Source organism: Falsochrobactrum ovis (assembly GCF_003259955.1).
Classification (GTDB): Bacteria; Pseudomonadota; Alphaproteobacteria; order Rhizobiales; family Rhizobiaceae; genus Brucella; species Brucella ovis_A.
The window spans coordinates 89,625-101,239 of record NZ_QLMK01000003.1; the positions used below are offsets into that span (position 1 = coordinate 89,625).

An 11,615-nucleotide genomic window follows, 5' to 3' on the forward strand; every position below is an offset into this window, starting at 1 on the left:
TAGGCGCCATTTCGATTAACTTATCAAACTCTTGCTACAACGCCTAGAGAACATATATCATTCTACTGTTACAGATTTTGCCAAATTACGTGGCTGATCGACATCTGTGCCCATAATTACTGCCGTATGATAGGCCAGCATCTGGATCGGTAAAGCATAAACAAGCGGGGTAATAAACTCCGGGACATCTGGAAGAACGATTGTCGCCATCGTGTCAATATTGGCGCTTTCAGCACCGTTTTTGTCCGTAATCAGAATGACGCGACCGCCGCGGGCTGCAACTTCCTGCATGTTGGAAACGGTCTTTTCATAAAGACGGTCAGATGGAGCAATGACAATCACCGGCATGGATTCATCGATCAATGCAATCGGACCGTGCTTTAGCTCCCCAGCCGCATAACCTTCCGCATGAATATAGGAAAGTTCTTTCAGCTTCAGCGCACCTTCCATCGCAAGCGGGAACGAGGTGCCTCGCCCCAGATAAAGCACATGCTCAACCTTAGCCAGATCCTGACAAATCGCGATGATTTCTTCTTCCAGCTTTAGGACCTGATTAATAAAGCGGGGTGCTTCCGACAGTTCACGCACCAATTCCTGTTCGCGCTTATCATCGATCACACCGCGGGCTTTTGCCGCCGCAATTGCAAGCGACGCTAAGGCTGAAAGCTGACAGGTAAATGCTTTACTGGACGCCACACCAATTTCAGGCCCCGCAAGTGTCGGAAATACCGCATCGGATTCACGCGCCATAGTGGAGCCTGTGACATTGACGACCGACGCAATTTTAAGTCCTTGCGATTTGCAATAACGCAGCGAGGCAAGCGTATCGGCAGTTTCACCGGACTGCGAAACAAACATTGCCAGGGTTTCTTTTGACAATGGCATTTCGCGATAGCGGAATTCCGAAGCAACATCGCAGTCTACGGGCAGACGTGCAATCTGTTCGAACCAATATTTAGCCACTACGGCCGCATAATATGCCGTTCCGCAGGATGCGATTGTTATGCGATCAATCGCGCTAAAATCAACGGGAATGGCTTCTTTGCGCACGGTTCCAGTGGTGAAGTCGAGATAATTGGCCAGCGTATGGGAAATAACTTCCGGCTGCTCGAACATTTCTTTTTGCATGAAATGGCGGTGATTGCCTTTCGACACCAACATATTGGCCGCCTGCGATTTCTGGATTTCGCGCTCAACCTGCACATTGTTTTCGTCAAAGATGGTCACACCTTTGCGGGTCAAAACAGCCCAGTCCCCATCTTCAAGATAGGCGATTGTATCGGTGAAGGGAGCGAGTGCGATGGCGTCAGAGCCAAGATACATTTCGCCTTCGCCATAGCCAACTGCAAGAGGAGGACCCTGCCTTGCACCGATCAGCAGCTCTTCATCGCCGTCGAACAAAAAGCCAAGCGCAAAAGCGCCCCGTAAGAGTGGAAGGCTGTCGCGAACGGCTTCGACGGGCGATTTACCCTTATCAAGCTCACGCGTGACAAGATGAGCAACTGCTTCAGTATCCGTTTCGGTTTCAAAAACGTAACCATCCGCTTCCAGCATGGAGCGCAATTCGGCAAAGTTTTCGATGATGCCATTATGCACGACTGCAAGTCGTGGTGTGATGTGGGGATGGGCGTTACGTTCAACAGGCTTTCCATGTGTGGCCCAGCGCGTATGTCCAATACCAATTGTGCCCGGAAGCGGCTCAGAAGCAAGGCGTTTTTCAAGGTTGACCAACTTGCCTTCAGCGCGCCGACGCGCCAGCTTTCCATTTTGCAAAGTGGCAATACCTGCGGAATCATAGCCACGATATTCCAGCCTTTTCAGGGCATCTACCAGAAGCGGTGCAACGTCATCTTTACCGATGATGCCAATAATTCCACACATAGAAAGCTCCGATACATCTTAACTAATTGCCCGTGGTTTACAGGCTCTGCACAAGAACGGCAATCACTTCTATTGCCGGGACTTTTCAATCATTTCGATGATAGTTTCGCAGCTTTGATCGCCGCATATCTTTCACGAAGGATCGCGGCGCGACCATTCTTATTTTCTTGCCGTGCGCGGCCCAATGCTAAAGCATCATCAGGCACATCGGTTGTAACCACGCTGCCAGACGCGACATAGGCATTACTGCCAATTTTAACCGGTGCTACCAGAGAGCTGTTGGAACCAATGAATGCATTTTCACCAATAATGGTTTTATGCTTGTTATAGCCGTCATAATTACAGGTTATGGTTCCAGCGCCAATATTGCTCGAAGCGCCAATGGAAGCATCACCAATATAAGTCAGATGATTAACCTTCGCGCCCTCGCCGATTGTAGCATTTTTGACTTCGCAGAAATTTCCAACCTTTGATTTTTCCTCAAGATCAGCACCGGGACGCAATCTTGCAAAAGGTCCGATTTGAGCATGTGAGCCAATGCGCGCACCTTCAATATGTGAAAACGCATGAATGATAGCGCCACTCGCCACATGGACGCCCGGGCCAAAAAAGACATTAGGCTCGATCAACACGTCCGCTTCGATCAGAGTATCATGAGCGAAAAACACCGTCTCGGGAGCAATCATCGTAACGCCAGCAAGCATCATTTCTTGACGTTTGCGTCGCTGCCAAATGGCTTCGGCTTCGGCAAGTTCTGCACGATTATTAATGCCGATAACATTATCGATTGGCACTTCGACCGCTTCGACAGACAGTCCCTTGCCATGCGCCAATGAGACAATATCGGTCAGATAATATTCGCCTTTTGCGTTTTTATTATCCACAGCATCAAGCAATTCCAGCGCGCAGGCTCCACGCACAGCCATCAAACCGCCATTGCAAAACGATATTTGCTTCTGCTCGTCGGTCGCTTCTTTTTCTTCAATAATAGCAACCAACTTACCGTTTTGTTCGATCAAACGCCCATAACCATGCGGGTTATCTGGCCGGAAGCCGATAACAACCACATCAGCACCTGCCGCGAGCCGGTCGCGCGCTGATTGCAAAGAGTGAGCTTCCACCAGTGGCGTATCGCCAAACAGGATAAGCAAATCATCATAGCCACGCTCAATGGCTTCGCGAGCGGCGAGAACTGCGTGAGCAGTACCAAGTCGTTCTTTTTGTTCAAAAGAAGAAACTGGACCTGCAACCTTCTCTACCGCTTTGCGCACATCTTCCGCACCGCGGCCAACAACAAGCGCTACGTCGCCTTTACCCGTTTCTTGGACTGCTTTGACCACATGGCAGACCAAAGGAAGGCCTGCAATCTGATGAAGCACTTTAGGTAAGTTCGATTTCATTCGTGTGCCTTCGCCCGCGGCAAGCACAATGGAAAGGCAACTACGATCACTCATTTTTTCGTCCGTATTAATTGTTCTCTGATCCTGCAAATAGCATCAAAGCGTATATGGAAGCTTACGCTTTTGCGGAAGATTTAGCCGAGTCTTCCCAAAGCTGGGAAGTTTTCAAGTAACCAGAACGAGAATGATTGCATTCCACCGGTTAAAAATAACAAACCAGCTATCACAAGAAGGGCACCCATAATTTTTTCGACTTTGCCCAGATGAACGCGAAACCGCGAGAGAAACCGCATAAACGCGCCTGAGAACAAAGCGGCAATAAGAAACGGAATGCCAAGTCCCAGTGAATAGACCGCAAGAAGTGCCGCGCCCTCACCGACCGTGCTGCTGGCACCGGCTAGCGTGAGAATTGGCCCAAGCACAGGACCGATACAGGGCGTCCAGCCAAAAGCAAAAGCAAGCCCCATAATATAGGCACCGAGCGGCGTGGCCGGAGCATTGCGGGCCTGAAAACGAACCTCACGCGATAAAAGCGAAAAACGCAATACCCCCAGGAAATTTAACCCCATCAAAATAATGATGATGCCTGCAATAATTGCAATTTCCTGCTGCCACATGCGCAGAAACGCACCGATTGAGGACGCCCCCGCTCCGAGTGCGACAAAAACCGTTGTAAATCCGAGGACAAAACAAACAGCCGAGAAAACCAAAGATCGTCGCTGACTGGATGCCGCAGCACGCTGTTTTTGGCCATCCGCACGAAAATCTTCAACGCTCACTCCCGCCATGTAACAAAGATATGGCGGGACCAAGGGAAGAACGCATGGCGAAAGGAATGACAACGCTCCCGCGCCAGCGGCTGTTAAATAAGAAACACTGAGCACCAAACCCTCTCGCAATAAACAACGTTGCGCTCAAAGCGCGTATCCTTCGCCTCTATAGCGCAACTTCGACAGAACTGTGAACACCTTGATGAAGCATCACAGCTCGCGATGAGCGGAAATATTCGCATCAATTACGAGACCATGTGCAGCCGCCCCCGACCTTGCGTAAGCGCACTCACTGAATCCACAATTGCATCCCGATCGATACGGAAATGACGATAGAGGTCGCCGATAGTGCCGGTTTGGCCAAAATGCTCGACCCCGTGTGGTATCGTTTTATGCCCAGCCACTGCACCAAGCCATGATAAAGTCGCAGGGTGACCATCAATCACGGTGACAATACTGCATGTGTTAGGAAGTGGATCAAGCAAGCTTTCGATATGACTTTTCGCTGCATGATTGCCGCGGGCGCGCTCACGCTGCGCCGCAGTCCAGCCAGCATTAAGCCGGTCGGCGGAGGTTACCGCAAGAACCCCTATATCCCGACGAAGTTCTCCAATCATGCCAGCGGCAGCGATAGCCTCATCGGCCACAGCACCCTGATAGGCAATCACCACCGAGCAGTTCGGCCCCGGCTTGCGCAGCCAATATGCGCCATCAATTGCGCCCTGCCTGAAATCCTCATCAGCGCGCTTGCCCGGCTGTTCAAGCGGTTTTGTACTCAGGCGAAGATATACCGACCCGCCCGTTTCATCCCGAAGCCAGGTGCGTTCATCCGGATCGCCTTCTCCGTCCCGTTGCATGTAATCAAAAGCCCATTGCATGATAACCGCAAGTTCATCCGCAAATGCTGGCTCAAAAGCCGCCAGACCGTCTTGACTCATACCGATAAGCGGCGTCCCAATCGACTGATGCGCGCCACCTTCTGGCGCGAGAGTGACACCCGATGGTGTTCCCACAATCATAAAACGCGCGTCCTGATAGCAAGCATAATTGAGCGCATCGAGGCCACGGCTTACAAACGGATCATAGACAGTACCAATCGGCAATAGCCGCTTTCCGAACAGGGAGTGGCTCAACCCCGCCGCACCAAGCAAAAGAAAAAGGTTCATCTCAGCAATGCCAAGTTCAATATGCTGGCCTTGCGGCGTGAATTCCCATTTCGCGGTTGAAGGAATACGGTGCTCGATGAAAGCGTCAGCCATTGCCTCGCGGGCAAATAATTTGCGCCGATTGACCCATGGGCCTAGATTGGTTGTACCGGTCACATCGGGCGATGTAGTCATGATGCGGCTTGCAAGTTCACTGTCGCCCTTTGCAAGATCATCAAGAATTCTGCCAAAAGCAGATTGAGTGGATATTTCCCGGCTCGGTTCCAATTCTATTGCCGGAACGGTTAAGACCGCATCATGATAGCGGCGCGTTCCTTTCGAAAAGAACGGCACATTTTTAAGAAATTCTTTCAGCCCTTCCACATCTTCAACGCCGGCAAAAGGTTCCCACTCCTCACCTTGGGCGATGCCCATATGAGCCTGCCAGGCGGCAAATTGTGTTGAATTCATCAATCCGCCGTGATTGTCCTTGTGACCGGCAATCGGCGTCCCCCACCCTTTAATCGTATAGGCAAGAAAACAGGTCGGCCGATCATGGTCGATCGAGGCGAAGACTTCGGCCATCGTGGTTACGCAATTTCCGCCCAAATTTTCCATCAGTGCAGAAAGTTCTGCATCCGTGCGCTTTTCAATTAATCGGGTGACATCGCCCTGATCACCCAGATCGTCCAGCAAACGCTTTCGCCAGACAGCTCCGCCCATAAAGGTGAGCGCGGAATATTCCTGATTAGGGCAACGATCAATCCATTCCCGCAGTTTCTCTCCGCCCGGCTCTTCAAAAGCTGCACGTTGCAATGCGCCATATTTTACGCGGATGACATCCCAACCAAACGCGTCGAAGATTTTTTCCACCCGTGCAAAAAGCCCTTCGCGCACAATGCCATCAAGCGATTGGCGGTTATAGTCGATAATCCACCAGCAATTGCGCAGCTCGTTTTTCCAGCCTTCCTGCAGAGCTTCGTAGACATTGCCTTCGTCGAGTTCCGCGTCACCCACAAGTGCCACCATCCGACCTGGCTTGATGCTGTCCCCCCATTGCTTGTTCTGGATAAAATCCTGAACAATTGACGCAAAGGTGGTAATCGCAACTCCCAGCCCGACCGAGCCGGTAGAAAAATCTACATCATCAATATCTTTGGTGCGGCTCGGATAGCTTTGCACACCTCCAAACCCACGAAAATTCTCCATTTTCTCGCGTGTCTGGTTGCCCATCAAATATTGCATCGCATGGAAAATCGGCGAAGCATGGGGTTTAACGGCCACTCTATCCTCAGGACGCAACGCCGAAAAATATAGCGCCGTCATGATCGAAACAATTGAAGCGGAACTGGCCTGATGCCCACCAATCTTTATGCCATCCACCTTTGGACGAATATGATTGGCGTGATGGATCATCCAATGCGAAAGCCAAAGCAGCCGCTGTTCGATGGTCTTCAAATGTTGAGAATTGGTCATGATGAACACTTTCGGTCAGGCGTTTCGAACGTTGCCGTTCACCCAAGGGGAGACCCGCTCACCACCGATTCCCCCCAATACATGATGGTAAGTTAGACTAGCCTTCACGATAATAATAGCTATAGCCGTTTAGTGCAGGCGTACCACCAAGATGGGCATAGAGCACTTTTGAACCTTCTGGGAAAAAACCCTTTTTCGCAAGATCAATCAGCCCCTGCATTGACTTACCTTCATAGACCGGATCGGTAATCATGGCTTCGGTGCGCGCCGCAAGCCTAATTGCTTCATTGGTTTCTTCCGATGGCACCCCATAGGCCGGATAGGCATAATCGGGGTTGATGTGAATTTCATCGTCGCGGATTTTTCGACCAAGCCCGACCAGCTCTGCGGTATTGTCTACGATTTGACGCACCTGTGCGCGCGTTTGCTCTATCGTACCCGATGCATCAATTCCGATTACCCGATCCGCACGATCCTGCGCTGCAAAACCCACGATCATACCAGCCTGTGTGGAACCGGTGACAACGCAGACAACGATATAATCGAATTTGAAACCCAGCTCTGCTTCTTGCCGAGTGACCTCTTCCGCAAACCCAATATATCCAAGCGCGCCATATTTATGAACGGACGCACCGGCAGGAATAGGATAAGGCTTGCCCCCCGCATCTTTCACCGATTGAATTGCATCTTCCCAGCTTTTGCGAATACCAATATCAAAACCGTCTTCAACCAGACGACTGTCAGCCCCCATCAGCCGTGTCATCAAAATATTGCCGACCCGATCATAGACAGCATCGTAATGCGGCACCCATTTTTCCTGAATAACCACGCATTTCATACCGATTTTGGCAGCAGTCGCCGCTACCATGCGCGTATGATTGGATTGAACCCCACCGATGGAAACGAGCGTATCGGCCCCGGACGCAATCGCATCAGGAACAATATATTCAAGCTTGCGCAGCTTATTACCGCCCATTGCAAGGCCAGAATTACAATCGTCCCGTTTCGCATAGACGTCAATTTTACCGCCAATCGCAGCGCTTAAACGCGGCAAATGCTCTATTGGCGTCGGCCCGAAAGTAAGCGGATAGCGTTCGAATTTTTCAAGAAGTGATTTGGTTTGCGGCATTGTTCTGTCTCCCATTATTGATGACAGAAACATAATAAAAGCCACATGAAATGTACTCTCTATTTTAAGGGTACTTTTGCGTTAAGCTTCTATACACTGCAATGAATAGAGCTAATATTTCACTATTATGAATGTTTATGAAAGAAACTTTCATGTCAGAACTCGATAGAATCGACATAAGAATTCTTCGCCTGCTTCAATCAGATGGCAGGCTTACCAATGCTGAAATCGCAAATCAGGTTCATATCAGTCCGGCGACCTGTCATCGGCGTATCCAACGATTGTTCGAACAAGGCTATATAACGGGTGTGCGAGCATTGGTTGCCCCTGCGACAGTGGGGCTGGGAGCGCTGGTCATGGTTGGCGTGGTGCTGGACCGCTCGACACCCGAAAGTTTCAGCGAGTTTGAAAAAGCTGTAGTGAAAATGAAAGAGGTTCTCGATTGCAACCTTGTTGCAGGCGATTTTGATTATCTGCTCAAGATACGCGTTCGGGACATGATGGATTTCAATTCCCTGCATGGACGGCAATTAATATCTCTGCCCGGCGTAAGGCAGATCAGGACTTTCTTTGTAATGAAAGAAGTAAAAGAAAATCAGCCGCTACCATTTTAAATTAATGGCGGGAAAATTCCCGCCATTATGGCAATTAAACTTTTCCAATCCGTTCCATATCATATGGCGTTGTCTGATACATCTCATTGATCCAATTACCAAAAAGCAGATGAGCATGCCCGCGCCAGCGATTTTCCGGTTTGCGCGTCACATCATTATCTGGAAAATAATTCGCTGGAAGCGGCGTATCGGGCGCAAGCTGTAAGTCGCGAAAATATTCATCAGCCAAGGATGTTGTGTCATATTCCACATGGTTAAACATATGGAGTGAACGGCGCTCTGGATCTTCCAGCAAGCAAAGTCCACTTTCGACACTGTCCACCAGCACTTTCAAACCGCGCCCAGAAGGTATGTCATCGGCGCGGACTTCGGTCCAGCGCGAGACAGGAAGCGCAAAATCATCGGAAAAGCCGCGAAGATAGGGCGACGATGCTTCCAAATTTCTCTGGCGGAAAATACCGAATGCCTTTTGATCGAGGTCATATTTCGGCATGCCGTGAAAATGATAAACCGCTGCCTGCGCTGCCCAGCAAATATTAAACGTGCGATGGACGTGGGTTTGGGTCCATTCAAACACCCGCTGCATCTCATCCCAATAGGTTACTTCTTCATATGGCAACCGTTCCACCGGTGCACCGGTGATAACAAATCCGTCAAACTTTTCGTCGCTCACCTCCACCCATGGACGATAAAATGAAAGCATATGATCCGATGGGGTATTGCGGGCAACGTGGTTTGTAATCCGCACCAAAGTCAGCTCAACTTGCAAAGGTGTAGCACCCAACAGCCGAGCAATCTGGGTTTCTGTCGTCACCTTATTGGGCATCAGATTGAGAAGGCCAATCTTAAGCGGCCGTATATCCTGACGTATTGCGTCTGCTTCACGCATCACCATAACGCCCTCCGCTTGGAGAACGCTGGTGGCTGGCAGGTCGTCAGGAATTTTAATAGGCATTGTAGCGTCAGTCCTTCCATATGTCAGAGCAGACGCATGTGGCTGGGTCCGTATCTTTGCCGGCTGGCCACATCCTTCCGAAGAAGTACCACCTTGCCCGGAGCGGCAGGTTGGCGTTGGGCGTCGCCCCAACTCTTAATGTAGATACACTACTAGCCAAACAAACACGCGCTGACAATAGGATAAGTTTCCCCGAAAATTCGGTGGCAAACCCGATTTTCAATAGAAATTTGATCATATGGGTTACGTCATCGCCGGTTATGCGCAGCGCCCCCCTCTTTTTTGATTAGATAATTCCGCTGCTGAACCTGCACCGGCAGGGTGGACTTAGCTTTCATTCAATATTGTGCTATATTTGGCCAAAGGGAGGCCGGTAAAATGAGCAACATTATATTCTGGATGGCGCTCGTATTATTGCCAATTCTGGCAGGAAGCGCTTATGCCTATTTTCGTCATTATCATCGTGGCGACGATTTTTAGACTCCGACTAAAACAGGCATTATTGTATAGATTGAAAAACATCACGCAGCACTACTGCCTGATTGTGGCATTCGTCCTTTGCGCCATAAAGCAGCGTCATGGTTTTTCCTGCCGCTTTTTGTTTGATTTCGCGTAGCATTTCAACTTTAGTTTGCAGCTCGTCTCTATAACCTTGCTCAAACTCATGCCATTTCGAAGCCTCATGATCAAAATATTTGCGCAACTCTGTCGAAGGAGCAATATCTTTTGCCCAAAGATCAAGCGCGGCTTTTTCTTTCGTCATTCCTCTTGGCCAGACCCTATCAACCAACACCCGAAAACCGTCTTCCGAAGACGGGGCATCATAAATTCTTTTAATTTGAATCTTGGTCAAGGCTGCCTCTCTACGAATGGAGATGCTCAATACGAGCTGCATAAAGCAATCGGCCCCGCTCAATTCGCTATAATAAACGAGCTATTTATTATTGCATAGCTGCTTTGCAGCGCTATCGCTTGCACGCTGCTAAGGTTCGGCTTATTTACGGCTTGTTCAGTTTTACTCCTCCTAAAAAACTGAACATCCAAAGCGTGATACTCCTCCTCCCAATCACGCTTTACAGATCAGCCCGCTGCACAATCCTCCTCCGGTGCAGCGGGCGTTCTTTTTTGTTCTTTTCAGTTCCCGATTTTACAACTGGCCTTTAACTTACAACTGGTTTGACTTTGCCGAATGTGCTTCTTGTTCTTCAGCCAGCAAGGACCATGCGGCAATGAACATTGCTGCAATCATAGGCCCGACCACAAATCCATTGATGCCAATCAACGATATCCCACCAATCGTTGAAATCAACACCACGTAGTCAGGCATACGTGTTCCTTTACCCACAAGCGGTGGACGCAGTAAATTATCAATCAAACCAATTACGAGAGCGCCAACTAAAATCAGGATGGTACCTTTTCCCCATTGGCCGTTGATAAAAAACCAAAGAGCCGCCGGCGCCCAGACCAATGCTGCCCCGACTGCGGGCAATAACGAGAAAAATACCATCAATACGCCCCAAAGAAGGGCCGCTTCTATATCAAGAAGCCAGAAAGCAATTCCTCCGATCGTTCCTTGAACGATTGCGATGATGATATTTCCTTTCACGGTCGCACGGATAACTGCGGTAAACTTTTCGAGAAACTGCTGCGTATAGTCCTCGCTTAGTGGAATTGCTCTGCGAATTCGCGAACCCAGTTCCGTGCCATCGCGAAACAGGAAAAAGAGCAGATAGATCATGATGCCAAAGCCGATGAAAAACTGCATCGTATTCTGGCCGAAACTGACAAGGCGTCCTGCAAAAACCTGGCTTGCTTGTAATGCTGTCGAAGAGATACGCGTTCGCCATTCCGCAAAGCTACCAAGCTCCAGCCGCACCAGCCATTCTTCTAAGCTTTCTGGAAGCGCACCCATAATGCGCGAAATATAATTATTGAGATCAAATTCGCGTGTGGTCAGGCGATGATAAAGAGAATTTCCCTCCTGAACCAACGATACGAATATCAACAAAGCCGGTATGATAACCAGACAGATGCACATCAAAACCGAGATCAACGCCGCTATATTGCGCCGCCCGTTAAACAGCAACATCAGTTTTTGTTGAACAGGGTGAAAGATTACCGCAAGAATTACTCCCCAGAGAACGGCGGAATAATATGGAAGCAATAGCCATGCGAATGCTATCGTTACCAGGGTCAATAAAATATAAAAGCTAGCGCGCTCAACAGACATAGTATCTCATTCTTT

Annotated in this window: 9 protein-coding genes and 1 riboswitch; of the genes, 1 reads left to right on the top strand and 8 read right to left on the bottom strand. The window is 49.5% G+C overall.

Features of this window, described 5'->3' with window-relative positions; translation table 11 throughout:
* Positions 1 to 57: 57 nt before the first annotated feature.
* The 5 genes from glmS to C7374_RS06080 form a co-directional block, all read right to left on the bottom strand.
* On the bottom strand, positions 58 to 1,881 hold the full coding sequence (gene glmS, locus C7374_RS06060; protein ID WP_111574722.1) for a glutamine--fructose-6-phosphate transaminase (isomerizing): 1,824 nt from the start codon (positions 1,879 to 1,881) through the stop codon (positions 58 to 60).
* 89 nt (positions 1,882 to 1,970) lie between these two features.
* Positions 1,971 to 3,335, bottom strand: a complete 1,365-nt coding sequence (gene glmU, locus C7374_RS06065) for a bifunctional UDP-N-acetylglucosamine diphosphorylase/glucosamine-1-phosphate N-acetyltransferase GlmU (protein WP_111574723.1) — start codon at positions 3,333 to 3,335, stop codon at positions 1,971 to 1,973.
* 80 nt (positions 3,336 to 3,415) lie between these two features.
* Positions 3,416 to 4,165 carry a cytochrome c biogenesis CcdA family protein gene (locus C7374_RS06070; protein ID WP_111574948.1) on the bottom strand — a complete coding sequence of 250 codons (750 nt, stop codon included), beginning with the start codon at positions 4,163 to 4,165 and terminating at the stop codon, positions 3,416 to 3,418.
* A gap of 131 nt (positions 4,166 to 4,296) precedes the next feature.
* Entirely contained in the window at positions 4,297 to 6,672 is a 2,376-nt protein-coding gene (locus tag C7374_RS06075; protein ID WP_111574724.1) for a 1-deoxy-D-xylulose-5-phosphate synthase N-terminal domain-containing protein, read from the bottom strand.
* Positions 6,673 to 6,769: 97 nt separating this feature from the next.
* Positions 6,770 to 7,801, bottom strand: coding sequence for a 1-aminocyclopropane-1-carboxylate deaminase (locus C7374_RS06080; RefSeq protein WP_111574725.1), 1,032 nt, complete (start codon positions 7,799 to 7,801; stop codon positions 6,770 to 6,772).
* 152 nt (positions 7,802 to 7,953) lie between these two features.
* On the opposite strand from C7374_RS06080, the gene C7374_RS06085 reads away from it, so the two are divergent.
* Complete coding sequence (locus C7374_RS06085; protein ID WP_374849995.1) at positions 7,954 to 8,415, top strand: Lrp/AsnC family transcriptional regulator; 462 nt, start codon at positions 7,954 to 7,956, stop codon at positions 8,413 to 8,415.
* Between the two features lie 34 nt (positions 8,416 to 8,449).
* Here C7374_RS06085 and C7374_RS06090 read toward each other — a convergent pair whose 3' ends face one another.
* The 3 genes from C7374_RS06090 to C7374_RS06100 all read right to left on the bottom strand — a co-directional run bounded on the left by C7374_RS06090 (position 8,450) and on the right by C7374_RS06100 (position 11,600).
* Positions 8,450 to 9,370, bottom strand: coding sequence for a homoserine O-succinyltransferase (locus C7374_RS06090; protein ID WP_111574727.1), 921 nt, complete (start codon positions 9,368 to 9,370; stop codon positions 8,450 to 8,452).
* Between the two features lie 42 nt (positions 9,371 to 9,412).
* Positions 9,413 to 9,517: riboswitch (SAM-I-IV-variant riboswitch) on the bottom strand.
* Between the two features lie 352 nt (positions 9,518 to 9,869).
* Entirely contained in the window at positions 9,870 to 10,223 is a 354-nt protein-coding gene (locus C7374_RS06095) for a DUF488 domain-containing protein (RefSeq protein ID WP_111574949.1), read from the bottom strand.
* 312 nt (positions 10,224 to 10,535) lie between these two features.
* Positions 10,536 to 11,600, bottom strand: a complete 1,065-nt coding sequence (locus C7374_RS06100) for an AI-2E family transporter (protein ID WP_111574728.1) — start codon at positions 11,598 to 11,600, stop codon at positions 10,536 to 10,538.
* Positions 11,601 to 11,615 lie beyond the last annotated feature (15 nt).